At 71.0% G+C, this 1,726-nt stretch carries 2 protein-coding genes and 1 pseudogene; all 3 read right to left on the bottom strand.

Annotated elements, in window-relative coordinates; translation table 11 throughout:
• Positions 1-226, bottom strand: a pseudogene (locus tag P1P70_RS44275) (hypothetical protein); the annotation flags it as partial.
• A gap of 99 nt (positions 227-325) precedes the next feature.
• On the bottom strand, positions 326-994 hold the full coding sequence (locus P1P70_RS44270; RefSeq protein WP_319248108.1) for a DUF5063 domain-containing protein: 669 nt from the start codon (positions 992-994) through the stop codon (positions 326-328).
• Positions 987-1,586, bottom strand: a complete 600-nt coding sequence (recR, locus tag P1P70_RS44265) for a recombination mediator RecR (protein WP_319248106.1) — start codon at positions 1,584-1,586, stop codon at positions 987-989. The genes P1P70_RS44270 and recR overlap by 8 nt, the downstream gene beginning before the upstream one ends.
• Positions 1,587-1,726 lie beyond the last annotated feature (140 nt).

Genomic DNA, 1,726 nt, shown 5'->3' with positions numbered 1-1,726 from the left:
GGCCATGTCCGGGCTCCTCAGTTCGCGTGGGCGGGGTCGGCGGCGCGGACGAGCCGCCGAACTGCGCGATGGCGGCGAAGACGAGCCCGACCACGCCCGCAGACCCACCGGCCACGCTCGCGATCTGATCGGCCGATCCCAGATCGACGAAGGCGAACCCGGCCAGCGTGACCACGCCCGCCCCCGCGATCCCCAGCCCGGCCCAAGCCCACGGCTTCAATGTCATGGGGGCATTGTGGCGAACGGCGGGTCGCACGGGGAACCACTTGGGCTCGCCCCCGGCTCCTGACGCGGGCGAGCCCCGCGGCGGGCGCGGGCGGCGGGGCTACTTGACCTTCTTCCTGCCCAGCCCCAGCGGGGCCGCGATCTCCTCCGCCATGACCTTGCCCGCCTCGAACTCCAGGGTCTCGTCCCCCATCAGTTCCTGGTCGGTGTCGAGACCGTCCAGCTCGGCGAGGGGCTGGTTCAGCCGGACGTGCGCCACGAGGGACTGCAGGGCCCGCAGGGTCGCCGAGGCCGTGGAACCCCAGTTGGAGAAGTAGGAGAACTGCCACCACCACAGGGCCTCGGTGGTGCGGCCCGCGCGGTAGTGGACCATGCCGTGGCGCAGGTCGGCGATGACGTCGGCGAGGTCGTCGGAGATCCGGGCCGGGACCGGCGCCTTGCGGGGCTCGTAGGGGTCGAAGACCTCGGAGTAGACGTCGACCGGGTCGAGCATCACGGCGAGGCGTTCGCGCAACTCGTCCACGTCCGGCTCGAAGCCCGGGTCGGGCTCGTAGCGCTCGTCCGGCACGATGTCCTCGTGCGCGCCGAGGCGACCGCCGGCCAGCAGCAGCTGGGAGACCTCCAGCAGCAGGAACGGGACGGCCGAGTCCGGCTCGTCGCCCTTGGCCACCTCGGTGACGGCGACCAGGAAGCTCTCGATCTGGTCCGCGATCTGGACCGCGAAGTCGTCCGGGTTCAGGTCCGTCGCGTGCAGCGTGGCGTCAGACATCCAGCAATCGTCTCCCCTCGAAGGCGCGGCCGAGGGTCACCTCGTCCGCGTATTCCAGGTCGCCACCCACAGGGAGGCCGCTGGCCAGGCGGGTGACCTTGAGGCCCATCGGTTTGATCATGCGGGCGAGGTACGTGGCCGTGGCCTCGCCTTCCAGGTTCGGGTCCGTGGCCAGGATCAGCTCGGTGACCGTGCCGTCGGCCAGACGGGCCAGCAGCTCCCGTATGCGCAGGTCGTCGGGGCCGACGCCCTCGATCGGGCTGATCGCGCCGCCGAGGACGTGGTACTTGCCCCGGAACTCGCGGGTGCGCTCGATCGCGACGACGTCCTTCGGTTCCTCCACGACACAGATGACGGACAGGTCGCGGCGCGGGTCGCGGCAGATGTTGCACAGCTCCTCCTGCGCCACGTTGCCGCAGGTCGCGCAGAAACGGACCTTCGCCTTCACCTCGAGGAGGGCGTGGGCCAGCCGCCGTACGTCCGTCGGCTCCGCCTGGAGGATGTGGAAGGCGATCCGCTGCGCGCTCTTGGGACCGACGCCGGGCAGCCGCCCCAGCTCGTCGATGAGGTCCTGGACCACGCCTTCGTACACGGACTGCCGTCCTTCCTGGTGTCTTTCAGTACGTACCGTAGTCGGCCGCCGCCGCTCCGAGGAAGGCGGTACCGGGCACCGATGGGCTCGCCGGGGGGTTGCGGGGGAGTTTCGGAGGAGTTCGGAGGGGAGGTCGCGCC

Source organism: Streptomyces sp. MB09-02B, from assembly GCF_033794485.1.
GTDB lineage: Bacteria > Actinomycetota > Actinomycetes > Streptomycetales > Streptomycetaceae > Streptomyces.
This window is presented reverse-complemented; position numbering and strand designations above follow the sequence as displayed.

Bases quoted from the DNA above. Each gene is read 5' to 3' on its own strand.
- P1P70_RS44270 (WP_319248108.1), bottom strand. From the start codon at position 994: ATGTCTGACGCCACGCTGCACGCGACGGACCTGAACCCGGACGACTTC.